Genomic DNA, 22,820 nt, shown 5'->3' with positions numbered 1-22,820 from the left:
CTCGGATTCAACATGGATGGGTCTTCCCCCTCCATCACGTTGTCCGAGTCAACATCATCGCGAGCTTGCCGGCGGACCCCTGATTTGTCGCAAAATGCGCAAGGAAACGGGGGGGGGGGCGTATATATGAATCAAGAGAGAGAGGAGATATATCTACGATTCACACGTATAGAGACAATGGAGACAAATCCCGCCCCCCTGGCAGAACGGCTGCAGGGCGTCTATTGGGCCGCTGCCAAAGAGCTTCCACGCCGCTCGGCGAACTGCCGGAGGACTCCCAGCCCTGCGACCTGTTCGACGTGATCGATGGCGTGATCCTTGCCGAGGTCGCTCTAGGTCCAGAACGGGACGTCTACTTAGCGAAGACAGCCGAGTTGCGGGAGATCTTCGCCCCATGCTCGACCTCGCCCACCGCAGCCCGTGACCTCGCCGCCACGCTCCTGCCCGTCTCGCTGCGTCAGCGCGTCAGCGCGTCAGCGCGGGCTGCTGCCCTTGCCCCGTCTGGAAGGGCCTCCCAAAGGAGTATGCGAGGGGCTTCCACGCAGGAGGTGCTTGGCGGGAATTGGGGTCACTCGCTAATGCCGCCACTCAGGCGTGATCGGCCCAAAGCCGATACCGACGGCATTGCTTTTTGCTGCCGCGCGGCATGGCGTAGCACCACACTCGAAACGGAGCTCTCGACGGGGATTGCGTCCTGTGTTTGATATAGCCTCCGGCGAGAAAGGGGATCAGCGGCGGTGGGAGCCCTCAGAGCAAATCGCGAGCGCACGATTCGAACCGCGCTGAGGACGCGTCATCTTCGACACCATGATGGACGGCATGATGTCTTGATGATTGACGAACTTGGGCTTGCCCATGCCCAAAGTCGCATTGATTTGGCCGTTTTCAACGGTTACTTGCACGGCTATGAAATTAAGAGTGTCGGCGATACGCTCGACCGCCTGCCGCGCCAACTCGCAGTTTACACGAGTACCCTTCAGAAACTCACGCTCGTCATTGCTACCCGTCATCTCGACGCGGCGGAGGCGGTCGCTCCGCACTGGTGCGGGCTGACGGAGATCGTCGAGGGACCGCGCGGTGGCATGACATTCGCGAGCCGTCGACGCGCACGCGTAAACCCGGACCTCGACCCGTTCATGCTGGCTCACTTGCTCTGGCATCCGGAAGCGCAGGACTTGTTGCGTGCGCGGGGTGCGTCAAAGGCTGACGTAAATGCACCCCGGAAGCGGCTCTACCGGTTGCTCGCAGATGAGGTTCCCGTCCGCGAGCTAGCGAGGGCGATCAAAGCGGCTATGGCGTCCCGAACAGGGTGGCGAGATCATCTGCGACTACCGTGATGTGATGGTTGATCGCGACGTCCTTCCAGCGCGATAGGTTGCTCGGGCTCTCCGCCATCACCGCGCAGTCGGCGATGTACTTGTCACCATAGGAGAAGCTTGCGCCCCGAAATGCGAAGGCGGGGTCCCTGACCACTTCGGCACAATGCGCGTGCATCTGAGCGGGATTGTCCCGAAACGCGCCACCCTTGCGCGTCGCCCAAGTCTCGGGCGTCGTGTAAATGATCTTGCCCGCGGCCTTCACCTTGCGCATGTCCATCGCCGTGAACTCGGGGTGCACGATCGTATGGTCCCCGTAAATCGGGTGTCGCATTCCTGCCGGCATCGCGGTCATCAGTTCTTTGAAGAACAGCCAGTCATGCCGCGGGATCTCATCGGATCCTCTGGCGAGCTGCGCGAAGGAGTCTGGGATCGCCGTTCCCAAGAGGACGAGGTTGCGCACCTCGTGGAGGTCGCCCAGGCGCTTCAGGGCGGCCGTAAGGGCTGCTGCGAAGACCTTGTATGGCTCGAAGTTGCGCGCTCGAAGGTCGACGATCACGTCCAACTCGCCGAGCCCGATGCCAAGGCTGCTCGCGAAGTTCACGATAGCTTTGCGCGGATTACCGGTCATGAGATCTTCGAGGCGAAGGAGCACGGCGGCGCCTTGACAGTCCGCGGCCGTCCCGCGGGCGGCGGCGTTCATCGTGTCGGAATCGACTTCCAAGGGCAGAGCCGGGATCGCGATGGCGCCGTTCAGGCGCAGCCCGTCAAGCACGTAGTCGAGCGGGTGCGCACCGTCGTCCATGCGCCCCTCCGCAATTTTCGCATCGAGCGCGATCCAGGCCGGTCGCTTGCCCCACTTGGCATTGAACCGCGCGATGAAGGGGTGGACGTGTTCATGAATGGATTTCTTCGGCTGCCACAGCTCGAAATCGAACTCGACGGGTGGGATGGTGATGAGGGGCATCACGCGTTCCTTCACAGGGGGCGCCAAGCGAAAGAGAGCTTGATATTCTCCCTGCCGCCATCGCACGGCCGGCACGTAGGTATCTTCAGACAAGTTCATCGCCGTCGTCCTCAAACTGCGATGCGACCTGATCCTGGCCGATCAGCCTCCCAAGAATAGTGTAGTCGCCACGCTCCTTGCGGATGCGCCCGGCAATGATGCTGGGGTCGATGCCAAGGTTCTTCGCATCGATCCGCACCGCCTCCTCGGACAGCGCGAAGCGCGACAGGCACTCGTCCCACTTTGCCTCCGGAACAAGACTATTGAGTGCGAATGCATCGGCCTCGCGCTCGATCTTGTCGTCGCCAGCCGTTTCCTCCTCATCAAAGAAATCGTAGCGCAGCCCGTCCATGAGGTGCAGGAACACGTGCCCCAACTCGTGAAGGAGCACGAACCAGAAGTTGTCGAGGCGATCAAAGCGCAGCGTGAGCCCGATGACTGGCCGGCCGTCACGATCGAGCATCGCGCCCCCATCGAGATAGGTGCCTGACAGGTGCTTCTCCGTGACGAGGATAATTCCCTTGGACAGAAGGAGCGTCTGAGCCCGCTTGGGGCCGTCCTTGTGCCGCGTGAGTGCGACGAGATCGGCGATCCAGCGATCGTCGGCAACGAAGTCCGGTGGATCGCGGGTCTCCACGATGTTTCGGGCGCGCTCCAAGATGCGTGCTTGCCAGGCGAGCAGCGCATACTCATTCGGCACCGAGCCGCCATGCATCTTCTTGCGGTGGTAGGCGCTCGCGAACTGCGGCCCGGCGGCCCGCATAAAATAGTCGCGTGCAAGCTGGTGGACGTCACTTTTTCGCGGCACGTCGAACCAGCCGCGCTTTGCCATCTCGCGCGCGGGAAACTGCTTCCACACCACATCGTCGATGTGCGACCATGAGAAGACTGCCCCCTTGGAGGCGTCGTCGGTCTCGAACAGTCCAATGGTGTGGACGTTCAGAGCCTCACACACGTCGATCAGTCGAGCGAGGCTTGCCCCCGAATAGTCCGATGCTTCGTAGCGTTGGATTTGCTGAGCCTTCATACCGAGCCGTTCGGCAAGGTCGGTCTGGCTCAAGCCGGCCGCTATCCGCGCCTGGACGAGCACGGACGGAAGGTTCTCCAGGGAGTGCGCCGTAGCAAAACTGATCTCGCCCAATTTCAGAAGCTCGTAGTGGGAGAGCTCAGCCTCTAGGGTCGCGATCTGGCTCTTGATGGCGTCGGCCTCCACATCGCGCAGCCAGCTCTGTTCGCCGGTCGCATTGGCGTTCTCGGACTGAGCGGCAGCGAGCGCGTCGCGGAGTTTGTCTAACTGCCCTTCGGATATGGCGTACTGCTTGTCGCTGTAGATCATGACGTCACCGTGTGTCGGAGCATCGGGTCGGCCGGAAGGTCGATCGCGACGATGCCCTTCGGGGCACCGGTGAAGCGGTCGACTTGGAAGAACTCGACGAAGATGGTCCCGGACCGATCGGCCGGGATCGTGGATGGGAACAGCTCCCCATGGTACTTGGCCTTCTGCGCTGCTCGGTTGTTGTCGAAGGTGAGCAGCACCGGATCGAGAAAGGCCGGATCAACGCTGGTTGGGTCCCAGCACGCATCGTAGTCGCCGGGACGGGGCTTCGCCGTTACGAAGCTTCCGTCAAGGAAGGCGCGCCGGCATCCCGCACCCCTGAGGTTGGCTAGGGCGGCGACAAAACCCCTGAATTGGACCCGACGCCTCTGGTTCGATGCAAATCGCGTCTCCACCTCGGCAAGGGTCGCCAAATGGATGCCGGGGGGCAGTATAGGCCACGGCGAACCGGGCACGTCGAGATGGCTTGGAATCATGTCTACAACAATAATGTTGGGAGCGGCCTGCGTCAAGCGATGCGGCGGTGCATGCGAGAGGATCTCCGAGCAGGCGCTTGTTGCTCGCGGAGCTTGGTTTGCTGGATAGCAAGGTTGTGTCCGCACGCATTGAACGTCAGTTCTCCGCACGCAGCGCCTTTCGCCGGATCACGAGCGCATACCCACAGCGTCACTCTGCGGCGAGCTCACAGTTGCCTCCGTCGCGTCGTCGGTCTGTCGCGTCCCGCCGTGTCGCTCCCACTCCCTCCCTGCGCATTGCGGGCGCCGCCCGGCGGGCGCCATCGTTCCCGGCCCGGGGCGGGGGCGGAGAAATTAGGCGGTCGGCCATCGCCCGTCACCGCGCTGGGGTCCCGCGGAGAGTCGAACCACCCTACTGACAAAATCTGTCACCCTCGCCCTCGGGGGACCTGCATCCCTCGGAACCGGGCTCTTTGCCCCCCGCACGATCCCGGCTATCCTCCGGTCTGCGGCCTCCTGCCCCGATCTGCGACCGGAACGCCCGCTCGATGCCCGATCACCCGCTCGATCCTGAAGGCGTCCCGATCTTCCCCGTCGGCTGCCCCGTCGGCGACATGGTCGGCCCCGACGGGCGCCCCTACCCGGTTCCGATCTGCTACCGCGCCGTCCGCAGCCTGCGCCGGCGCGAGTGCGAGGCGATCGCCAGGGGCGAATACGACGGCATCGTGCCCGGCGGCTGCGAGGACTTCGCCCAACCCGAGGAGCCCGCGCCCGCCGAGGTCCCGGCGCCGCCGGAGGACGACATCAAGCCCGTGCGCGAGGTCCGCCCCGGCGACCCGGCGGAACGGCTGTTCTCGATCCCCGACGACACGCCGCTGGATCAGGCCGGGCGGGACTACTTCCGCCGGCACATGGCGGCCCTGATCGCCTTGCGCCGCACCAGCCGCGGCGTGTCCGATCTGGACCGGCTGGCACTGCTCGACGCCGCGCTCGCCGATCAGTCCGCCCGGCGGGAGCGCCTGGCCGAGGCCGAAGTCAGGTCCGATTTTTGGGTCGACGCCCAGAAGCAGGCCAGGGCCGCGCGACAGCACGCGCTTTCCGCCAGTCAGCAGGCGCGTTTCGCTGCTCAGAGGGTCGCATCGACCGGACTTGGAGCGAAGGAACGGGGGGAGCGGGCCACGGCCGCCGAGGCCGCCGCGATGGAAGCGCGGACCATCGCCGACAGCGGGTCGTCGCGCTGGGCCGACCTGGACTTGCCGTGATGCCCGACGGCGCGCCTCCAGACCTCGACCGGCTGCGCCGCGAGCAGGCCGAGCAGCGCTTGGCCGATCGGATGCAGCGCGACGCGGCGCCCTGGGCGTGGTCGCGCAGGCAGGCCGCGTTGGACAAGCTGGTAGCCCCCGAGAAGGTCTCGATCCCCGCCGGCATCGAGCGCCGCGCGGCCCGACAATGCGCCTGTTGCGGTCGTCTCGTGCGTCCCGATCCCGAGCGCGGGAGCTACCGACGGCACGCGGCTTCGCATTCGGTCTCATGCAGCGTCGAGTGCGACAGGCGCCTCGATGCTTACCGCAAGGCCGAGCTGCAGGAGCGGCGCCGCCACGCCCGAGGCGACTGAAGCGAAGCGGGCGCGGACCGCAGTCCGCGCCCTTCCGTGCCTTACCGCGCCCAGCCAGGCCCTGCCGCGCCAGGCCACGCTGGGCCCTGCCGGGACCGCCTTGCCTGACCCTGCCACGCCTCGCCCGGCCCAGCCAAGCCTCGACCGCCAGTGCGTCGGGCTCCCCGCGGCGGGCCTTGCGCCCTCACCCCGCGGGAGCAGCGATTGACCATCTCGCGCCCGCCGCGGCAATCCGCTAGATGTTGACACCCTCAACATGCTGACCCCCCATCTGAAGGCGCCCTCCCAACCTGTTGCCCACAAAGCCGATTCGCCCCCAATATGTCGGGGACCGGCGCCGCAGCGGCGCCCGCTGATCGGAGGGGCCCGAATGCTCGCGATAACCATTCCGCCGCTGGCGCTGAACCTGCCCGGCGGAGGCGCGATCAGCCTCTCCGCCCGTGTCGTCTCCAAGATCAGCCGCACCGCCGCCGAGGGCGCCCGCCGCGCGCTGCATGACGCGAAATCCGCGCCCGAAGCCGATCTGTTCTCCCTCGTTGAGCGCGCCCACGAAGAACATGATCTTGTCCGGCACCTCCTCGATGAACTGGACGCCCGCATCGCCGAACTGACGCAGGTGCGCGGCGTGCTGACCGACGGCGAGGCGACCATCACCACCAGCTCGCCCATGATGGCCGCCGCCCAGCAGGTCCGCGCCGCCCGCGAAAGCCTGCTCGCCGCCCAGCCCGGCGCCGCCCTCGACGTCGCCGACGATGCCCTGGCCGCGGTCGACGAACTGCTGGGCGCCCTCCTCCAGGACCGCCTGGTCGCCCAGGGGTTGGCCGCGAAGACGGCCGACCGCGCCCGGCGCTGCACCGTCCGGGCCTTGAGCCGCGGCTGCCGGCGGGCCGCCACCTACCCTGTCACCGCCGAGATGCGCGAGCTGCTGGACGACGACGCGTCGCCCGAGGCCGCCGTCGAGGCCGCCCGCCTGGCCGAGGCGGGCGGAGACGAGGCCGCCCGCCGCGCCACCGCCCGCCGCAAGGCCTCGCTGCGCGCCGATCTGCTAGCCGACATTGCCGAGACCTGGAGCCGCGCCGATGCCCGCTGACCGCCCGCCTCCGCCTCCCCGCGCCGCAGATGACCCCCGCCGTAAGCGCAGCGCCGCGGTCTACAACGGGCATCGCGAATAGGCGAAGCGCAACGCCGACGCGCTGGTCCGCGTCTCCGACGTCGAGCCGATGATCCAAGCCGCCGTCGCCGAAGCCACCTGGCGCCACCGCGCCGCCGACGAGGACGCCATGCGCCACACGATCGTCGCGGTCATGGAACACCTGCGCGAGACGACGCGGCGCCTGGATCAGCGGATCGACGGCATCGACGGCGCCACCCTGGCCCGCTCCGCCGCCGTCGCGGTCGCCTCCTCCAACGCCGCGGCGATCACCGGCGCCTGCACCGCCGCCCTGCACCGCAAGGCGAAGGCCGTGGGCGACGCCGTCCTCCCCGATTTGATCGCGAGGGCCCTGAAATGAGCCGCGCCATCAGCAACCACGAATGGAGGCACTGCCTCGCGCTGGCCGTAGGCGCGAAGCTGCTCGACGTCGACGTGTCGCGGGTCGTTGTCTCCATCGTCGTCACGTCCACCGAGGGCCAGGTGACGGTCGAATACGGCGATCCGGTCGGGAACATGGACGACCGGGCCATATCCGAGCGCCTGGCCTCGCTGGGCGCCGCCGGTCCCATCGCCGCCCTTCCGGGGCCCGACGCCATCGGCCTCCTGCGCGCCGGCGCCTGGGACGAACTCGGCCGGCGCGCCGGCCTGTCCGAGGCCGATCTGGCGTTGCTCGCCCGGCTGGGCGACGGCGCCGCGGTGCAGGTCGCAAAGGTGGTGCTGGGCGTCCTGGAGCTGGAAGATCATCTGCGCCTCTCCGGCACCGAGAAGGCAGCGAAGGCCCTGCGCGACCTCTCGAACGCCGGCGTAGGCGACGACATTCCGCTGAATGAGCTGGTTCCGGCCGAGCACGTCGAGCGCGCCGTCGCCGCCGCCGAGATCCAGTTCTCGACGGTCATGGGATAAGGGGATCACCATGGAAGCCGCTGACCGCGACCTTGCCATCTTCGCCATGGGCATCGCCGTGACCCAGGCGAACGCCGGGGCCACGGTGATTCTGATCACGCCGGAGGACGGCGGCGACGCCTTCCATGCCGCCGCCTACCGGCGGTCGGGCGAGCGCACGATGATTGCCATGAGTCAGGGCGACGCCGCCGATCTGGGCGGCATGGGCGCCGTGATCGCCCTCGACCGGCGGTTCGCCGACACGCCCAGCACCCGCCGCCTGCGCGAGCCCGAGGCCCAATTGCAGCGGCTGCGCACCCTCGGCATCGCCGCCGACTCCCTCGCGTCACTGGATCGCTCGCCCCGCCCCCTCGATGACCGGCACGCGCTCCTGCGTGGCTTCCTCCTGGCTGCCTGGGGCGCCGCGGACGCCCTCGATCTTCTCGCCACCGAGACCGTCGAGCGCTGGCAGTCCAATGGCGTCGCCGCCCTGGACGGGGCCGCGCTCGATCGCGCCTTCCTCCCGCTTCAGCGCAAGGCGCACGCCCTCGGCCTCGACCCGCAGCGCTTCGCCTCCGAGGTCGCCGCCCAGGAGGCCCTGCGCTGGTGGCGCCGCGAGGCCCCGGCCGTGATGCTGCCCCGCGGCGGCATCTTCGCCGACGCCACGGTGGAGCGCGCCCCATGACCTACAGCATCCCGAGCCCCAACCCCCGCGACGATCCCGCCGATCCCGTGCGCTCCGCCCTGAACCGCTCGACCGGCCGGCCGATGACCTGGCTGCGCAACGGGCAGGGGCTTCTGCAACTCGCCTCCGAGACGGGCGACCTGATGGGCGATCCCCTCACCGAGGCCGAGGCGCTGGCGCTGCGGGTGGGCGCGCCATGACCCCCGCCGAGCGAGCCAGCCTGATCGAGACGGCCGGCGCCCTCGTCGCCACGGCCGAGGAGGCCCGCGCGCTGGCCGCCACCCTGCCACCGGCGTCGAAGGCCTGGTGCAGCGTCTGCGCCATAGCCGCGGAAGCCCCCAGCGAGGCGCAGGAGACGCTGGCCCTTGCCGGCCTCCCGCCCGTGTTCGCCGTCGAGCAGGAGGGCCGCGCTTGACCCTCGACGACGCCCACGCGCTGCTCGCTACCGGAGCGGCCGGAGACCGGCGGCCCGTTCGGCCCGCCTCCGGCGATGCTCGCGCTCCTCGGCCTCTCGCCGCTGGCGGGCCCGGCGGAGGGCCTGGTCATACCCGTCGAGGTCGGATTGGCGGATGGCCTCGCGGACTGCTTTTGGCGGTCGTCTACGCATGGTCGCGGCTCCTCTCGTGGGGCCGCGATCCTACTCCCCCGCCCGACTGACGGGCAAACCCACCCCCTGGCAACGGAGTTCCCCCGGCCATGCGAGATCCCGAAACCGTCTTCCCCGTCTGCGCCGTCTGCGACACGCGCTGCGGCGCCTTCCCCGGCTCGACCTGCCGCACCCTCCGGCGCATGAAGCGTGACCTCGCCCGGCTGGAAGATCGGCAACAGGCCGCCAGCGCCGTCTGGGCCGACCTCGAATTCGAGCGCTTCGCGGCCGGCGTCGAGGCCCGCGCCGAAGCGACCTGGGAGGGCGGGTCCTGGCATGGCCGGATGCGCCTCGATGCCGCCTTCGGAGGCAAGGCCGATCTGGACGCCTACGTCGAAGACATGGTGCAGGACGCGATCGCCGCCGAGTCCCGCAGCGCCGCCTGAGACGAGCGAGGCCGGCGAGGCGTCCTGCGCGGCGATCTACTGCATCGTGTCGAACGACGGGTTCGACGATCTGTGGATCGCCTACTGTGGGTGAAGGTGATCGGCATCTACGCCTTCTCCTGCACCTTGCCGGAGACCTCGTCCCGCGGCCCGTGGCGGCCGTCTCGCCCCGCCCATGCCCGAGGCGCCCGGATGCAGGCCTCGCCCTCCTGGGCCGGCCCCAGCGCGGCGCAGGTGCTCGCCCTGCACAAGCCGGGCAACCTCGACTAGACGCTGCTGTTCACACGATCCGCGGTTGCAGGCCCAGGCAAATAGTCGCCCGGCGAGAACTGTATTCGCCCTGCATGACTTGCATCCGGCGAGTTGACATCCGGCCTTCTAGCCCGTGCGGCGGAGCGCCCGCGCCGCCGGTGGACTCGGGCTTTCCAGCCTGCGGCCCCATGGCGGCCCCATAGGGACCGAAATGTTCCTCGTGAGTCGAGGCCCGCAAGCGGTTGATCTGAAAGGGAAAATGGGATGGAGGCGACGACCGGAATCGAACCGGTGTACACGGATTTGCAATCCGCTGCGTAACCACTCCGCCACGTCGCCATCCGACGGCGGGAATAGGGTTTTCGCGGATAGGCGTCAAGGGGCGGCCGGGAAGGGATCGCGCTGCGCCTCGGGTCATGCAGCCGCGGCCCGTCGGCTCCGACCGGTCCGCGTTTCCGGAAGCCGGCCCTCGCATCGCGGAGCCTTGAGCGCCTGGCGCTCCTGCGGCGAGCTTTGGCCCGGGAGGCGCCCAGCCCCGGGACCGGCGCGGCGCCAGGCTCCAGAGCCGTGAGGATCCGCGGTGACACGGAGTCGGCGCCACGGGGCCTCCTCCCTCCTGCGCGCAGGCGAGGGCGTGGCGGACGGCGCGGCCCCGGGCGGGCCGCGCCGGGGCGCCTCAGAAGCGCACGGTCGCTTCCAGCCGGCCGGAGTGGCTGGCGTAGCCCTCGGCGAAGGCGCCCGCGTAGCCGAGATCGAGCGAGGCCCGCCCGGTTCCGACCAGCGTCACGCCCGCCGAGATCCGGCCCACCACGTCGGCCACACCGACCGCGCTGTCAAAACCGCCCCCGGCCCCCCCGGCCGAGGCGAAGCGGGCCGTGGAGCTGTAGGAGTCGAGGCTCGAGACGCTCGCCCCCACCCGCGCCCAGGCCTTCAGCGCCAGGCTCTGCGTCACCGGCGTCCAGGCCCCGACCTCCAGCGAGGGCGTGGCCACGAAGGCCGTTTCCGAGCTGCCCGAGACCTGAAGCGCAGTGGTCGCCGGGCCGCTCTCGGTGAAGCCGCCGGCGGCGGAGTGGATCACGTCGAGGTCGAGCGCCGGGGTCAGCCAGCCCTGGTGGAAGGACATCGTCCAGGCCCCGCGGACCCGTGCGGCGAGGCTCCACACGTCGGTCTCGGCCTCGGCCCGCCCGGTCATCAGCAGCCCGTCTGGGCTGCGGCGCAGGTCGTGCTGGCCCCAGCTGCCCGAGACCGCCCCGGTCAGCGTGAAGGCCCCCATCGCCCGCGTGGCCGACAGGCCCGCGAAGACCGTGTCCCCCTGCGCGGCGCTGAGCCCGGTCTGAGAGGCGAACGAGCCGCCCTCGTAGCCGAGCGCGCCGCCCGCGAACCACTGCGGCGCCACTTCCGCCTGGCCCGCCACGCCGATCCGCCAGACGTCGGCGGTGTAGCCGAAGGTCCCGTCGCCCCCGGTCTGCTGGTCGAGGCGCGTCGCCCCGCCCAGCATCCGCAGGCAGGCCCCCTGGGCGGCCGGATCGAGCGCCTCGCCGCAGCCCATCAGGCTGTCGAGCCGCTCGTGAGTCAGCGCGAAGTTCGCCGCCGCCCCGGCCAGCGTCGCCCCGGGCGCGAGCCCGGTCAGCGAGGCCGCATAGGCGCCTCCGCCCTGGCCGGCCAGCGCCTCGAGCGCGCCGAAGAAGGCGCCGTGCGTGCCCGTCCCGGCCATGAACAGGTCCTCGAGATAGCCCGCCACCCGGCGCTGCTGGGCGTCGAGGCCAAAGCGCGCCTGGTCGAAGTTCGCGCCGGTGACCTGGATCGACAGGGCGTCGTTCTCGATCTCCATCCCGAACTCGAACAGGTCGGAGGCGATGTCGTCGAAGATGCCCGAAACGCCGCCGTCCGCCTCGATCAGGGTGATCGCGCGGGAGGGGGCCAGCGTGATCGGGTCGATCTCGAGCGCCCCGTCCAGCAGGGCCGAGCCGTTGACGTGCAGCAGGTCGCCCTCGCGCGCCTCGAAGTCGAGCGCGGCGACGAGCCGGCCGGTCGAAGTCTGCACGAAGTCGCCGGAGATGCGCACCCGCTCGGCGCTGCCGTCCTCGCCGGGGATCACCGTGCCCCGGTTCTCGACGTCGGCGAGATAGCGCCCGGCCCCGATCAGCGTGCCCTGGCGCTTGTTGACCAGGCGGGCCACGGAGGTGCGCGCGGGCGCCGTGGCGGCCTCGACCGCCAGGCTGGAGGCGGCGACGGGCTGATTGCCCGAGACCGTCGGCGCATAGGGCGTGCCGTCGGCGGCATAGCCCAGCACGTCGCCCTCGATCGTGCCGGAGTTGGTGATGTCGATGCCCTGGTAGGGGCCGTCGAACATGCCCTGGTAGACGATGGCCTCGCCCGAGCCCGCCTGCACCGACGCGCCTGCGCCGATGTTGACGGCATTCGAGCCGTCCAGCCCGTAGACCCCGCCGGCGACGTAGATCCCCGCGCCGGTCCCGCTGCCGCCGGTGACGGCGCCGTAGACCTCGACGCCGATCGTGTCGGGGCTGGCGCTGCCCAGGGACTGGGCGAAGATGCCGTAGGCGTTCGCGCCCGCGGCGCTGACCTGGCCGTTGACCTTGACGTGCACGCGGCCGGAGTCGCTGTCCGGCCCCTGCAGCGCGGAGGGCGCGCCCGCCACGCTGCGCGCGCCGTCGCCGACCAGGCCGCCGCCGCCCCCGATGGACTGCGCGATCACGCCATGCGCGTGGTCGCCCGACGTCTGCACCTTGCCGTCGATGAGGATCTCGACACCCCCCGACGAGCCGCCCCCCGTGTCGAAGCCCGAGGAGCCGTCGTAGTCGGGCAGGGACAGCGCGCCGTTCCCGAAGTCGCCCAGGATGCCGCCGCCGCCGCCGATGGACTGCGCCACGATGCCGTGGGCGCCGTCGCCCTCGGTGGTGAGGGTCAGGGACGTGTCGAGGGTCACCGACACCGCGCCGCCGGCGCCGCTCAGGGTTCCGCCCAGGGTCCAGTCGCCCAGCGCCGCGCCGTCCCCGACCGAAAGGATCCCGCCGCCGCCGCCGATGGACTGCGCAACGAGGCCGATGGAGCGGTCGCCCTGGGTGCTGACGTGGCCGGTGTCGAGGGTGACCGAGACCGCCCCGCCGCTGGAGATGCCGGCCCCTCCGGATCCGCCGAGCGTCGCGTCGATGGCCCCCTCGGCGCCCCGGACCCGGGCGATGCCGCCGCCGCCGCCGATGGACTGCGCCACGATGGCGTGGGCGTCGTCGCCCTCGGTCGTGAGGGCGTCGAGGGCGAAGGGACCGTAGTCCCCGCCGAGGGTCACCGCGCCGCCGGCCCCGCCGTCGCCGCCCCGGCCGCCGACCCGGACCGAGCCGAAGGCGCCTCCGGTCGCGTCGCTGATCAGGCCGCCGCCGCCGCCGATGGACTGCACCACCACGCCGTAGGCGTAGTCGCCGGAGGTCACGGCGGAATGGACCTGGAAGGGCGCGTCGATCGAGAGCTGGGCGGTCTGGCCGTCGCCCTCGGTGCCTCCGCGGGCGCCCAGCGTGATGCTCACCTCCTTGGACTGGGCGCCGCGGGGGGCGAAGTCGGCGATGCCCCCGCCCGCGCCGACCGACTGCACCACCAGCCCGTCCGCGCCGAAGCCCGAAGTCCTGATCGCGCCGTTGAGCCGGACCGCCGCCGCGCCGGCGTGGCCCCCGCCGTTCCCGGCGCCGATGTTGGCGATCACCGTGTGGATCGGACCCCCCGAGGCGTCCGTGACCCCGGTATAGAGGCCGCCGCCTCCGCCCACCGACTGGGCGATCAGGCCGCGGGCGTGGCGGCCGTCGGTGTCGATATCCGCGTAGGCGTCGTCGTCGCCCGACAGCGTCGCAGAGACGTCGCCCCCGATGGCGCGGGTGCCGCTGGCGCCGCCCATCTCGACGGTCAGGGAGTTGCCCGTCGCGCCCTCGGGCGCCAACGCGCCGGTGACGATGCCGCCGCCGCCGCCCAGCGACTGCGCGACCAGGCCGTGGCCGCCCTCGCCCAGCGTCTGGATCCGGCTCGCGCCATAGGTGGTCAGGGTCGCCGCGCCGCCGTCGGCGGTGTAGCTGTCGTTGGACTGGAAGCCGTTGCCCCCCATCGACAGGCCGGTGATCCCGTCCACCGCCGCGACGCCGCCGCCGCCGCCCAGCGACTGGACGACCGCGCCGAAGGCCCCTGCGCCGGAGGTCGCGAGGGTCAGGATCCCCTCCAGCGTCGCCGCCCCGCCATGGCCCTTCCCGTCCACGGAGCCGCCCAGCTGCACGTCGATGTCGTGATCCACGTCCTGGTCGCTGTCGTCCTGGGTGACGGTCGAGCTGCCGATGCCGCCGATGCCGCCGCCCCCGCCCAGCGACTGCACGATGATGCCATGGGCGTGCCGGCCGGTGGTGCTCACGCTCAGCGAGCGGCTGGCGTCGGCCGGCGTCGCCGCGGCGATGTCCCCGCCGTGGCCCGAGACGCCGTTCTGGCCGTCCACGCTCAGGAAGCTGGGGACGGTGACGCAGAGATCGTCGGGCGTGGGGTCGTCGACCGGGATGTCGGGGGCCAGGAAGCCGCCGCCGAGGTTGATCTTGCCGCAGGCCAGCCGCGCGCCGCTGCCGCCCGACCCGCCGCCCCCGCCCAGCGACTGCAGCACCAGCCCGTGGGCCGCGAAGCCCTGGGTCATGAACGCGCCGCCGTCGAGGTCGTAGGCGATGTCGCCGCCGTCGCCGCCGATGCCGCCGTAGCCGCCGAGCGCCACATAGGTGCGGATCTTGGAGCGCGAGGTCTGCACGTTGCCCGCGCCCCCCGCGCCGCCGCCCCCGCCGATGGACTGCACCAGCACCCCCTCGGAGAAGTCGCCGAAGGTCTGCACCGCGCCCGAGAGCGTCAGGTTCGACACGTCGCCGCCGTCCTGGCCCGAGCCCCCGTGACCGCCGATCGAGGCGCGCAGGTCGAAGGGCGAGGACTCGTCGCTCTTGAGGTCCTTGAGCTCCAGCAGGATGCCGGTGTCGTCGGCACCCGCGCCGCCGACCGAGCCGCCGATGCCGCCGCCGCCGCCCACGCTCTGGGCCAGCACGCCGTCGGCGTCCGCGCCATAGGTGACGATGGCGCCGGCGACGTCGATCAGCGTCAGGTCGCCGCCCACGCCGCCCGAGCCGCCCCTGCGCCCGATGTTGAGCTGCGCCGTGCTCTTGATCTTCGACACGCTCAGCCCGGCCGTGGCGCCTTGCGAAGCGCCGCCGCCCCCGCCCACCGACTGCAGCAGCACCGCGCGCGAGCCCTCGCCGTAGGTGGCGATGGCCGCGTCGTCGTCCATGCCGAACTTCACCGTCCCGCCGGCCCCGCCGGAGCCGCCGGTCCCGCCGACCCCGAAGGTCAGGCTGACGCTCGGCCCGGTCAGAAAGCTGCGCGCCCCGGCCGAGCCGGTGGCCGCCGCGCCGCCGCCGCCGCCGATCGACTGGGCCATGACCGCGTTGGCGTAGTCGCCCGCGGTGGTGATGGTCGAGCCCTCGCGCAGCTGCACGTAGACCTCGCCGGCCGCGGCCGCGTTGCCGCCGCTGCCGCCCACCGCGGCGTTCATCGTCGCCGAGACGGTGTCCCCGATCCCGACCACGCCCCCCGCCGCGGAGGCCGAGCCTCCGACCCCGCCGCCGCCGGAGATCGACTGCGCGAAGATCCCCATGGCGCCGTGGCCGTGGGTCTCGATGCCGCTGCCCTCGAGCAGGACGTAGACCGCGCCGCCCGCGCCCCCGCCCGCGCCCGAGCCGCCGGCCGAGACGTCGAGAGAGGCCGCGTAGGAGCCCTCGCCCCCCGTGGGCACAGCGATGGCGCGCGAGCGTCCGACCGAGCCGCCCCCATAGCCGCCGCCGCCGCCGATGGACTGGGCGATGACGCCGTGGCCGTCGCTGGCCTCGGGATTGACCTGCCAGGGGTCCATCTCGCCCGGCTGGCTGCCCGGCGCGAGGCCGGTGGCGATGACGCTGTCCTGGAGGGTCACGTCGACTTCGCCGCCATTGCCGCCCGAGCCGCCCGAGCCGCCCACCTGCGCGGCGAGCGACAGGCCGAGGTCGAGGTCGTAGCCCGAGGCCATGCCTCCGGTTCCGCCGCCGCCGCCGATCGACTGCATCATCACGCCGCTGGCGTGGCTGCCGCTGGTCAGGATCCGGGTGCTGCCCACGACCGCCGCGGCCTTCGCGGCCGAGCCGCCGCCCCCCGCGCCGCCGGCCATCTGGAAGTTGGCCAGCCCGATCGTCGCCCCGGTGGCGTCGCCCCCGGTTCCGCCGCCGCCGCCGATCGATTGGCCGATCAGCGCATGGGCGTTGGCGCCCGCGGTCGAGATCGTGGTCGAGAGCGCCCCGTCGCCGGTCTGGGTGGTGGTCAGGCTGACCCCGGCGCCGTTGCCGCCGCCGCCGCCGGAACCGCCGATGCCCACCGCCGGCACGCCCAGGCTGAGGTCGATGACCGAGCCGCCATGCCCGCCGCCCCCGCCGATGGACTGCGCCACGACGCCGAAGGCGTGGTCGCCCGCGGTGGAGATCTGCACCTGCTCGTAGAGCGTCGTCGTGACCGAGCCGCCGCTGCCGCCGCCGCCGCCCACGCCGCCCACCGCGGCCACCCCGTCGGTGGAGCCGCCGTTGCCGCCGCCGCCCCCGATGGACTGCGCCAGGATCGCCAGCGCGGCCTCCTCGTGGGTGATGATGTCGCCGTAGTTCTTCACGTTGACCGCGGAGGCGCCGCCGCCCTCGCCGCCGCTGCCGGCCACCGCGATCAGGTCGCCCTCGGCCACCGAGTCCGGGTCGACGTCGCCGCCGCCGCCGCCGATGGACTGGGCCATGACGCCCACCGCGAACTTGTCGAAGGTGGTGATGCCGCTGGAGTTGGTCACGTTCACCGCGCCGCCGTTCCCGCCGCCGCCGCCGTCCGCGACGGTGGAGCCGATGACCACGAAGCTGCCCGTCGCTCCGCCGCCCGCGGCGCCGAAGGACATCGCGTGGATGCCGTGCGCCTGGTTGCCGTGGGTGGTGATCGTTCCGCCGATGTCGAAGGCGCCGTAGTTCGCGTCCGACCCGGTGATCACCGTCACCGTGTTGCCGTTGCCGCCGTCCCCGGCCGTGGGATCCTGGAAGTCGAGCACGCCGTCGCCGTCCTCATCCTGGCCGCCGCCGGTTCCGCCCTCGGACTTGGCGAAGATGCCCACCGACTTCAGGCCGTCGGTGGTGATGACCTGCTGGCCGTGGGTCTCGACGCGGGGCTTGGCGCCGCGCCCGCCGTCGCCGGCGTCGGCCTGGGCGCGCCCGGTGCCGCCGTCCCCCCCGCGCGAGAACGCGCCGACGCCCACCGTCCGGTCGCCGGTCACGGCGATGGTCGAGTCATGCGCCACCACCCCCACCTGGTAGTCCGCGCCCCCGCCGTCCCCGGCGGGCGAGCCGCTGGAGCCGTCGGGCGCGGGCGAGTTGCCCCCGCGCCCGCCCTGCGAGTAGACGATGACGCCCCCCGCGCGGTTGGCGTCGTTGGTGAACGGCTGCAGCCCGCTGGTCTGGACGGTGATGTCGCCGCTCGTTTCCACTTCGATCTCGCCCGGCTCGCCGCCGGCGCCGCCGGCGTCGGAGTTGTCGTCCGACTGCGCGCCATTGCCCGAGCGGTTGAAGACCGAGATCCCGGCGATCCCGTTCTCCATCTCGGTCCCGCTGGTGTTCGCGGCCGTGACGTCGATGGTCCCGGTGTTGGTCACCGTGGACTTGTAGGTGATCGCACCGGCCCCGTTCTCGGCGCCGCCGTTGCCGGCGAAGTTCTCGATCCGGATGCCCTGGACTGTCAGCGGGCCGTCGCCGTTCAGCGTGATCGCGCCCGAGTTGGTGATCGTGACGTTGCCCGAATGGCCGCCCGCGCCGCCCCTGTCGTCCTGGCCGCCGTCGCCGACGCCGCCGTTCTCGTGTCCGCCGTTGCCGCCGCCGGAGGTGGCGAAGATGCCGACGCCGCCCTGGGGGAAGGCCTGCTCGATGGTGATGGCGCCGGAGTTGGTGATCTGCACGTCGCCGCCCGCGCCGCCGGTCCCGCCGTCGCCGCTGCCGCCGCCGTCGCCGTTGGCGTCGCCGCCGGCCCCGCCCAGCTCGGCCACGTTGATGCCCGTAAGCAGGCCCAGCCGGTCGAACATGCCCAGCCCGCTGTTGTCGGTGCTGTTCAGGCCGTTGACCGAGGTGTCGGCCGGCGCCTCGATCGTCAGGTCGCCGGTGTTGGTCACGATCGCCTGACCGCCGACGCCGCCGGTTCCCGCGCGGTAGCGCCCGCCGCTGTCGGAGACCGAGTTGCTGCCCTGCGCGCCCTCGCCCTTGAGCACGATCACGCCGTTGCCCGAGGCGACCAGGTCCTGGTCGTTGGCATAGTTGAAGTTCTCGCCGGGATCGCCGCGCGTGGTGCTCTTCTGATCCACCACATAGCTGTCGGCATGTCCCGGCGCGGCGAGCGCGATCAGCGAGCAGGTGGCGAGCAGGGCAAGCCCCCCGCGCGCGCGCAGCCGTGCGGACGCGACGGCCGGGCCGCGAGTGTCGGTGTCCATGGAGTCGTTCCCCTCAAGGCTTGTTCGCCGTGACGCCCCCCGACGCCGATGTCCCCCAGACATACCCGCGTGCGGCCCATGTTCATAATAAAAACTTAGGGCGAGTGCGTATCGCCGGAGGCGACGCGCGATCCGCCGCCGGAACTGGCCCAGACGACAGCGGCCCGGCCGCGCCGACATTGGCCCCCTCTAGTCCGGAACGATGCGCCCGGCGCAATCAAGTGCGCCCGGAATGCCCGAGAGCGGCGTTTGCTCGCCGGTTGACGTGGTTGACGCGCGCCAGGGTCTGCGGCGGCCGCCCGTCCGCGCCTCCCGCCTAGGTCAGCCAGAGCGCGAGGCCGGGCGCGACGATCAACAGCGCGACGACCAGGAGGTCCATGGCGAAGAAGGGCGCCACGCCCGCAAAAATCCGCCCCGCCGGGACCGAGGGTTGGGTGACGCTGCTGATCACGAAGACGTTCATGCCCACGGGCGGCGTGATCAATCCCATCTCCAGAAGCTTCACCACCAGCACGCCGAACCAGATCAGGTCCACGCCCTGCTGCTCGACCAGCGGGATCGAGAAGGGCAGCGTCAGCAGCAGGATCCCCAGCGGGTCGAGGAACATGCCCAGCATCAGGTAGACCAGGATCACGGCCGCCAGCACGCCCGCCTGGGGAAGGTCCATGAGGGTCACGATCTCGACCAGCGAGCGGGTCAGCCCGGTCAGCGCCACGAGGCTCGAGAACACGGCCGCGCCGCCCCCGATCAGGAACAGCGCCGCGGTCTGGTAGGCGGTCTCGCGCATCGCCTCGCGGATGCCGCGCAGGTCGATCCGGCGCAGCGCCAGGGAGATGGCGATCGAGAGGATCATCACCACGCCGGCCGCCTCGGTCGGCGTGAAGATGCCGCCGTAGATGCCGCCGATGATGATCGCGAAGATCAGCAGGGCCGGCCAGGTGCGCAGGGTGGCTTCCAGACGCCCGCCGGGCGGCCGTCGGGCCGCCGGCGCGTCGCCCGGGCGCAGCCGCGCCCAGATCGCGATCACCAGCGCATAGCCCGCCATGCTGACCAGCCCCGGCCCGATGCCGGCCAGGAACAGCTTGCCCACCGACTGCTCGGCGAACACGCCGTAGAGGATGAACAGGATCGAGGGCGGGATCAGCGCCCCCAGCGTCCCCCCCGCCGCCACCGCCGCCGCCGCCAGCCGGTCGCTGTAGCCCGAGCGGGTCATCTCGGGCACCGCCACGCGCCCCATGGTGGCCGCGCAGGCCAGGCTCGAGCCCGAGATCGCCGCGAACCCCCCGCACCCCATAACCGAGGCGATGGCGAGCCCCCCCGGGATCCATGAGATCCAGGCCCGCGCCGCGTCATAGATGTCGCGGGTGATGCCCGAGCGGTAGCAGACATGGCCCATGGCCACGAACAGCGGCACGGCGCTGAGGTCATAGGCGTGGAACAGCGTGAAATAAGCCTGCGTCGCCTTGGTCAGCGCGGGAATGTGGCCGGTGGGATTGAACCCGCCGCCGGGCGGCAGCGAGAAGAACAGCCACAGCCCCGCCAGTCCCACGCCCCCCAGGGCGAAGGCGATCGGCGTGCGCAGGAAGATCAGGACGAGCGCCGCGGCGACGGCAAGCAGGCCCAGCGTGGTCGGATCCATGGATCACCCGCTCCCTTCGGAGGCGCGCGCGTCCCCGGCCTCGCCGGCGAGGGTCTGGGCCAGCATCAGCCCCAGCCGCAGCGACACGGTGAAGAAGGCGATGAAGAAGAACAGCTTGGCCGGCCATTCGGGCAGGTTGATCTCGCCGAAATAGTAGCTGCCGGTCTCGACGCTCCGCACGAAGGTGCGCCAGGCCCACCAGGCGACCGGGGCGCTGGCCAGCAGCCCCGTCAGCAGGCCCGCGACCTCGGCCGCCCGCCGCAGGCGCGGGCCGAGGAAGTTCCAGACGAGGTCGATCGAGATGTGGCCCCGCTCGCGCGTGATGTAGGCCAGGCTGCAGCCCACCGCGACCACCATGGTCTGCTGGACGACCACCACGTCGTCGGGCACGCCGGGGCCGAGATCGAAGCGCTCGAACACCACGAAGACCACCACGCTCGCCACCGCCGCGAGGCAGAGGACCGCGACGGCCAGCAGCGCGTTCTCGATCACGCTCAGCCCCCGGTCGAGACGCCTCAGCACCGAGCCCTCCCGCGCGGGAAGGCGGCGGGCGACCGACCGGGCGGGGTCGCCACGCGGGCGGACGCCCCGCCGGCCGTCGACAGTTCGCCAATCGCCCCGCCCGCCGGCGCCGGGCCGTCCGACGCGCGCAAGCTCAGCGCTCCCACGGGTAGCCCTTGGCGGCCTTCTCGGCCTCGAAGCGCTCGACGCGGGAGAGGAAGAGGTCGCGCAGGGCGGCGCCGTCGAAGCCGTACTCCGCGCTCTGGTCCACCCAGGCCTGCACGTCGGGCGCGCCGGCGTCCCACAGTTTCTGGCTGTCGGCCTCCGAGAACGGATGCACCGCCAGGACGTGGCCGTCGACGCCCTGGGCCACCTCGGCCTCGACCGCGGCGCTGGCGGCGCCGACCTTCTCCGAAAGCCGGTCGGTCAGCGCCACGCCCAGCTCGCGGAAGGTCGCCTGGTCTTCGGGCGAAAGCCGGGCGAGGGAGGTCTGGTTGACCGCCATGCCCATCGCCACGGGAGAGATGAAGTTGGTGTTGACCAGCTGGCCCGTCACCTCGTGCAGGCGGTAGGCGGTCACCGCGTAGGTGTACATCACCGTGCAGTCGAGCAGGCCCGAGGAGAGGCCCGAGAACGCCTCGGCGATGGTGATCGAAACGGGCTTGGCGCCGACCTTCTCGAAGGGGGCGGTCAGGGCGCCGAAGGTCAGGATGCGCTTGCCTTCGAGGTCGGCGGCCGTCTCGATGTCGGTCCCCGCGCAGACCAGCTGCGTGGGCCCGACCGGATAGACCGCGTTCAACTCCAGCCCCATTTCGTCGAAGGACGCGTCGAGCGCGGATCCCTCGTCCCGCGCGATCGAGAGCACGGCGCGCGAGGCCGCCCACATGTCGCCGACCTTGATCGGGATGTCGCCGACCAGCAGCTCGTTCATCTCGCGCGGATTGTAGACCGCCGCGACCGTGCCCAGATCGGCCACCCCGGTCGAGACGCCGCCCAGGATCTCGCGCGGGGGGAGCAGGCTGCCGCCCCAGTAGAACTCGACCTTCACGCGGCCCTCGGTGCGGGCCGCAAGCTCGTCTGCAAACCACTGCATCTGCTCGGCGCGCACGCCGCGGTCCGAGCTGTATTCGGCGTAGCGCAGGACGGTCTGCGCCTGGGCGCCGACGGCCGCGAGCGCCAGGGCGCCGCCGAGGGCGGCGGCGGCGGATCTGCGGAGCGTCATGGTGGGGTCCTCCCGGATGCGGTTGGTCTTGCCGGACGCCGGAGAGAGGGCGTCTGCCCCCGGCCCGCAGCCGGCGGCGAGGGAGGCAAGCGCAGCACACGCGCCCCCATGCGGTCAAATGCGCAGCGGCGAAGTGCCGCGCGGAGGGCCGAAGAGTCCAACTGGCGGAACCGCGGGTCGCGGCCCCCGCGAAGCGAGGCGGGCCCGGCGCGCGCCGATATGGCTTGTCCTCGCGTCACGGGAGTTTTCTAATATGGGACCGGGAGGAAGCCGAGATGACGTTTCAAGGCATGGAGGGCCACGACGCCCCGCAATCGGGAACCCAGGGCCTCGACCGCGCGATGACGATCCTGGGCGAGCTCGCCGCGCAGTCCCCGCTGGGGATGCGGCTGGTGGACCTCAGCCGCGCGGCCAGGCTGACCCGGCCGACGACCCATCGCATCCTGCAGTCGCTGCGACGGGTCGGGCTGGTGGTGCAGGAATCCTCGGGGCGGCGCTACAAGCTGGGCTCGCTGGCCCTGGCGATGGAGAGCGCAGCCCCGCCGCGCCTGCTGATCGAGGCCGCCCGCGCGCCGATGCTCGAGATCCGCGAGGAGACCGGGCGCATGAGCCTGCTGACCAGCCGGCAGGGCCGGTTCGGCCTGGTGGCGGCCTGCGTGCCGGGCGACGACGCCTGGATCAACGCCAACCGCTCGGTCGCCAAGGTGGGATACGTCAGCCTGCTGGGGGCGAGCGCGGCGAGCCTCGCGATCTTCTCCCGGCTCCATGACGCCCAGGTCGAGGAGATCCTGTTCGCCAACGAGTGGAACGTGCTGGTCCGCGGCGGCCTGACCTTCGAGGCGCTGATGAGCAAGGTCGCGCAGGCGCGGGCGCGCGGCTATGCGCACACCCGGGGCGACTTCATCGAGGGCATCGGGGCCCTCTCTGCGCCGGTGCATGCAAGGGGCGGTCACTGCTACGCCGGGCTGACCCTGCTGGCCCCGGCTGCGGAGATGACCCCCGAGCTGGCCGAGCGCCTGGCGCCCCGGTTGATCGCGCGGGCCCGCGCCATAGCCGAGGATCTCGACGACCGCCGCGCCGCGGGCGCCCCCGCGCACCGCGAGGCGCCCTGAAACCCAGGGCAGGGGCCGCGCGGAAGGGGGCGGCTGGAACCGGGCCCGCCGGGATCGGACCCGCCG

The 22,820-nt window shown here is 71.3% G+C and carries 19 protein-coding genes and 1 tRNA gene; 11 read left to right on the top strand and 9 right to left on the bottom strand.

Annotated features, from left to right (window positions below):
• Positions 1-728 precede the first annotated feature (728 nt).
• From AAC134_RS15590 to AAC134_RS15575, 4 genes are all read right to left on the bottom strand, one after another.
• Positions 729-1,148: a hypothetical protein gene (locus AAC134_RS15590; RefSeq protein ID WP_339950036.1), complete on the bottom strand. Its 420-nt coding sequence runs from the start codon at positions 1,146-1,148 to the stop codon at positions 729-731.
• A 142-nt stretch (positions 1,149-1,290) separates the two neighbouring features.
• Entirely contained in the window at positions 1,291-2,382 is a 1,092-nt protein-coding gene (locus AAC134_RS15585; protein WP_339950035.1) for a beta family protein, read from the bottom strand.
• Complete coding sequence (locus tag AAC134_RS15580) at positions 2,369-3,658, bottom strand: XRE family transcriptional regulator (RefSeq protein WP_339950034.1); 1,290 nt, start codon at positions 3,656-3,658, stop codon at positions 2,369-2,371. The genes AAC134_RS15585 and AAC134_RS15580 overlap by 14 nt, the downstream gene beginning before the upstream one ends.
• The gene (locus AAC134_RS15575; protein ID WP_339950033.1) at positions 3,655-4,134 is read right to left on the bottom strand and encodes a hypothetical protein; all 480 of its coding nucleotides are present in this window, start codon (positions 4,132-4,134) and stop codon (positions 3,655-3,657) included. The genes AAC134_RS15580 and AAC134_RS15575 overlap by 4 nt, the downstream gene beginning before the upstream one ends.
• Before the next feature lie 593 nt (positions 4,135-4,727).
• Here AAC134_RS15575 and AAC134_RS15570 point away from each other — a divergent pair.
• The 10 genes from AAC134_RS15570 (at position 4,728) to AAC134_RS15525 (ending at position 9,750) form a co-directional block, all read left to right on the top strand.
• Positions 4,728-5,375 (top strand): hypothetical protein, encoded by a 648-nt coding sequence (locus AAC134_RS15570; protein WP_339950032.1) that lies wholly within the window; start codon positions 4,728-4,730, stop codon positions 5,373-5,375.
• Positions 5,375-5,728 (top strand): hypothetical protein, encoded by a 354-nt coding sequence (locus tag AAC134_RS15565; protein ID WP_339950031.1) that lies wholly within the window; start codon positions 5,375-5,377, stop codon positions 5,726-5,728. Before AAC134_RS15570 ends, AAC134_RS15565 begins: the two co-directional genes overlap by 1 nt.
• Before the next feature lie 256 nt (positions 5,729-5,984).
• A complete protein-coding gene (locus AAC134_RS15560) occupies positions 5,985-6,818 on the top strand; it encodes a hypothetical protein (RefSeq protein ID WP_339950030.1) in 834 nt (277 codons plus the stop codon).
• A 130-nt stretch (positions 6,819-6,948) separates the two neighbouring features.
• On the top strand, positions 6,949-7,239 hold the full coding sequence (locus tag AAC134_RS15555; protein ID WP_339950029.1) for a hypothetical protein: 291 nt from the start codon (positions 6,949-6,951) through the stop codon (positions 7,237-7,239).
• Positions 7,236-7,784: a hypothetical protein gene (locus AAC134_RS15550; protein ID WP_339950028.1), complete on the top strand. Its 549-nt coding sequence runs from the start codon at positions 7,236-7,238 to the stop codon at positions 7,782-7,784. The genes AAC134_RS15555 and AAC134_RS15550 overlap by 4 nt, the downstream gene beginning before the upstream one ends.
• Positions 7,785-7,794: 10 nt before the next feature.
• The gene (locus tag AAC134_RS15545) at positions 7,795-8,448 is read left to right on the top strand and encodes a hypothetical protein (RefSeq protein ID WP_339950027.1); all 654 of its coding nucleotides are present in this window, start codon (positions 7,795-7,797) and stop codon (positions 8,446-8,448) included.
• Positions 8,445-8,648: a hypothetical protein gene (locus AAC134_RS15540; RefSeq protein ID WP_339950026.1), complete on the top strand. Its 204-nt coding sequence runs from the start codon at positions 8,445-8,447 to the stop codon at positions 8,646-8,648. The genes AAC134_RS15545 and AAC134_RS15540 overlap by 4 nt, the downstream gene beginning before the upstream one ends.
• Positions 8,645-8,863 (top strand): hypothetical protein, encoded by a 219-nt coding sequence (locus AAC134_RS15535; protein WP_339950025.1) that lies wholly within the window; start codon positions 8,645-8,647, stop codon positions 8,861-8,863. The genes AAC134_RS15540 and AAC134_RS15535 overlap by 4 nt, the downstream gene beginning before the upstream one ends.
• Positions 8,864-9,144: 281 nt before the next feature.
• Positions 9,145-9,480: a hypothetical protein gene (locus tag AAC134_RS15530; protein ID WP_339950024.1), complete on the top strand. Its 336-nt coding sequence runs from the start codon at positions 9,145-9,147 to the stop codon at positions 9,478-9,480.
• A gap of 72 nt (positions 9,481-9,552) precedes the next feature.
• The gene (locus AAC134_RS15525) at positions 9,553-9,750 is read left to right on the top strand and encodes a hypothetical protein (RefSeq protein ID WP_339950023.1); all 198 of its coding nucleotides are present in this window, start codon (positions 9,553-9,555) and stop codon (positions 9,748-9,750) included.
• A 247-nt stretch (positions 9,751-9,997) separates the two neighbouring features.
• Here AAC134_RS15525 and AAC134_RS15520 read toward each other — a convergent pair.
• The 5 genes from AAC134_RS15520 to dctP all read right to left on the bottom strand — a co-directional run bounded on the left by AAC134_RS15520 (position 9,998) and on the right by dctP (position 21,642).
• Positions 9,998-10,071 (bottom strand) — tRNA-Cys (locus AAC134_RS15520).
• Positions 10,072-10,408: 337 nt separating this feature from the next.
• On the bottom strand, positions 10,409-18,280 hold the full coding sequence (locus AAC134_RS15515; RefSeq protein ID WP_339950022.1) for an autotransporter outer membrane beta-barrel domain-containing protein: 7,872 nt from the start codon (positions 18,278-18,280) through the stop codon (positions 10,409-10,411).
• A gap of 316 nt (positions 18,281-18,596) precedes the next feature.
• Positions 18,597-19,919 carry a TRAP transporter large permease gene (locus tag AAC134_RS15510; RefSeq protein WP_339950021.1) on the bottom strand — a complete coding sequence of 441 codons (1,323 nt, stop codon included), beginning with the start codon at positions 19,917-19,919 and terminating at the stop codon, positions 18,597-18,599.
• A 3-nt stretch (positions 19,920-19,922) separates the two neighbouring features.
• Positions 19,923-20,441, bottom strand: a complete 519-nt coding sequence (locus tag AAC134_RS15505; protein WP_339950020.1) for a TRAP transporter small permease — start codon at positions 20,439-20,441, stop codon at positions 19,923-19,925.
• A gap of 133 nt (positions 20,442-20,574) precedes the next feature.
• On the bottom strand, positions 20,575-21,642 hold the full coding sequence (gene dctP, locus AAC134_RS15500; protein ID WP_339950019.1) for a TRAP transporter substrate-binding protein DctP: 1,068 nt from the start codon (positions 21,640-21,642) through the stop codon (positions 20,575-20,577).
• 275 nt (positions 21,643-21,917) lie between these two features.
• Between dctP and AAC134_RS15495 the strand changes: the two genes are divergently transcribed.
• Positions 21,918-22,754, top strand: a complete 837-nt coding sequence (locus tag AAC134_RS15495; protein WP_339950018.1) for an IclR family transcriptional regulator — start codon at positions 21,918-21,920, stop codon at positions 22,752-22,754.
• The last annotated feature ends 66 nt before the right edge of the window (positions 22,755-22,820 follow it).

It is taken from the genome of uncultured Albimonas sp. (assembly GCF_963977235.1).
Taxonomy (GTDB): domain Bacteria; phylum Pseudomonadota; class Alphaproteobacteria; order Rhodobacterales; family Rhodobacteraceae; genus Albimonas.
This window is presented reverse-complemented; position numbering and strand designations above follow the sequence as displayed.

What these genes read in the sequence shown, in the direction of transcription:
- AAC134_RS15585 (WP_339950035.1), bottom strand. Translation starts at nt 2,382, where the DNA reads ATGAACTTGTCTGAAGATACCTACGTGCCGGCCGTGCGATGGCGGCAG.
- AAC134_RS15580 (WP_339950034.1), bottom strand. Translation starts at nt 3,658, where the DNA reads ATGATCTACAGCGACAAGCAGTACGCCATATCCGAAGGGCAGTTAGAC.
- AAC134_RS15575 (WP_339950033.1), bottom strand. Translation starts at nt 4,134, where the DNA reads ATGATTCCAAGCCATCTCGACGTGCCCGGTTCGCCGTGGCCTATACTG.
- AAC134_RS15570 (WP_339950032.1), top strand. Translation starts at nt 4,728, where the DNA reads ATGGTCGGCCCCGACGGGCGCCCCTACCCGGTTCCGATCTGCTACCGC.
- AAC134_RS15565 (WP_339950031.1), top strand. Translation starts at nt 5,375, where the DNA reads ATGCCCGACGGCGCGCCTCCAGACCTCGACCGGCTGCGCCGCGAGCAG.
- AAC134_RS15560 (WP_339950030.1), top strand. Translation starts at nt 5,985, where the DNA reads ATGCTGACCCCCCATCTGAAGGCGCCCTCCCAACCTGTTGCCCACAAA.
- AAC134_RS15555 (WP_339950029.1), top strand. Translation starts at nt 6,949, where the DNA reads ATGATCCAAGCCGCCGTCGCCGAAGCCACCTGGCGCCACCGCGCCGCC.
- AAC134_RS15550 (WP_339950028.1), top strand. Translation starts at nt 7,236, where the DNA reads ATGAGCCGCGCCATCAGCAACCACGAATGGAGGCACTGCCTCGCGCTG.
- AAC134_RS15545 (WP_339950027.1), top strand. Translation starts at nt 7,795, where the DNA reads ATGGAAGCCGCTGACCGCGACCTTGCCATCTTCGCCATGGGCATCGCC.
- AAC134_RS15540 (WP_339950026.1), top strand. Translation starts at nt 8,445, where the DNA reads ATGACCTACAGCATCCCGAGCCCCAACCCCCGCGACGATCCCGCCGAT.
- AAC134_RS15535 (WP_339950025.1), top strand. Translation starts at nt 8,645, where the DNA reads ATGACCCCCGCCGAGCGAGCCAGCCTGATCGAGACGGCCGGCGCCCTC.
- AAC134_RS15530 (WP_339950024.1), top strand. Translation starts at nt 9,145, where the DNA reads ATGCGAGATCCCGAAACCGTCTTCCCCGTCTGCGCCGTCTGCGACACG.
- AAC134_RS15515 (WP_339950022.1), bottom strand. Translation starts at nt 18,280, where the DNA reads ATGGACACCGACACTCGCGGCCCGGCCGTCGCGTCCGCACGGCTGCGC.
- AAC134_RS15510 (WP_339950021.1), bottom strand. Translation starts at nt 19,919, where the DNA reads ATGGATCCGACCACGCTGGGCCTGCTTGCCGTCGCCGCGGCGCTCGTC.
- dctP (WP_339950019.1), bottom strand. Translation starts at nt 21,642, where the DNA reads ATGACGCTCCGCAGATCCGCCGCCGCCGCCCTCGGCGGCGCCCTGGCG.
- AAC134_RS15495 (WP_339950018.1), top strand. Translation starts at nt 21,918, where the DNA reads ATGACGTTTCAAGGCATGGAGGGCCACGACGCCCCGCAATCGGGAACC.